The organism is Curtobacterium sp. MCBA15_007 (assembly GCF_001864905.1).
Classification (GTDB): Bacteria; Actinomycetota; Actinomycetes; order Actinomycetales; family Microbacteriaceae; genus Curtobacterium; species Curtobacterium poinsettiae.
In genome coordinates this window covers 2,533-3,517 of the sequence record NZ_MJGM01000041.1, presented here as the reverse complement: position 1 = coordinate 3,517, position 985 = coordinate 2,533, and the positions used below count along the sequence as shown (strand labels likewise).

Sequence of the window (985 nt, the reverse complement as noted above, 5' to 3'; positions counted from 1 at the left end):
GGGCGGCACGCAGCAGGGCGGCAAGCAGTCGGGCACGACCAAGCAGACGAGCAAGCAGAAGGCGGGTGCTCGGTAGGTGGCGGACACCGTCCCGTGGCGTCCGAAGGCGGGGGAGATCCCGACCGACCCGGGGGTCTACCGATGGCGTGACGAGGCCGGCCGGGTGCTCTACGTCGGCAAGGCGAAGAACCTCCGCGCCCGGCTGAGCAACTACTTCGCCCCGCTCCCGACGCTGCACGAGCGCACCCGGCGGATGGTCCTGACGGCCCGCAGCGTCGAGTGGACGACGGTCGGTTCCGAGATCGAGGCGCTCCAGCTCGAGTACACCTGGATCAAGGAGTTCGACCCGCCCTTCAACGTCAAGTTCCGCGACGACAAGTCGTACCCGTACATGGCGGTCACCCTGGGTGACGAAGCGCCGCGGGTGATGGTGACGCGCAACCGCAAGATCAAGGGGGCGAAGTACTTCGGTCCGTACCCGAAGATCTGGGCCGTGCACGACACCATCGACCTGATGATCAAGGTGTTCCCGATCCGGACGTGCTCGGACTCCTCGTACAAGAAGGCGATGCAGACCGGCCGCCCGTGCTTCCCGGGGCAGATCGGCAAGTGCGGTGGCCCGTGCTCGCAGAAGGTCACGATCGAAGAGCACCGGGCGCTCGTCGAGGAGTTCGTGCGCTTCATGAACTCCTACGACCGTCGGGTCATCACCGAACTCCGGCAGCGCATGGGCGCCTCCGCCGACGCGATGCAGTACGAGCAGGCCGCGAAGTTCCGCGACCAGGTCGAGGCGCTCGAAGCCGTGCTCGAGAAGTCCGCCGTGGTGCTCCGTGACTCGGTCGACCTCGACCTGTTCGGCATCGCGGAAGACGAGCTCGCCGCCGCTGTGCAGTTGTTCTCGGTCCGGGGCGGCCGCATCCGCGGTGTCCGCGGCTGGGTGGTCGACAAGGAGCTCGACATCGCCACCGGCGACCTCGTCGAGCAG

The 985-nt window shown here is 67.5% G+C and carries 1 protein-coding gene; it reads left to right on the top strand.

From position 1 onward, the window contains the following. Positions 1-76: 76 nt before the first annotated feature. The coding region (gene uvrC, locus BIU95_RS13390) for an excinuclease ABC subunit UvrC (protein WP_083389379.1) at positions 77-985 on the top strand (909 nt) is incomplete at its 3' end.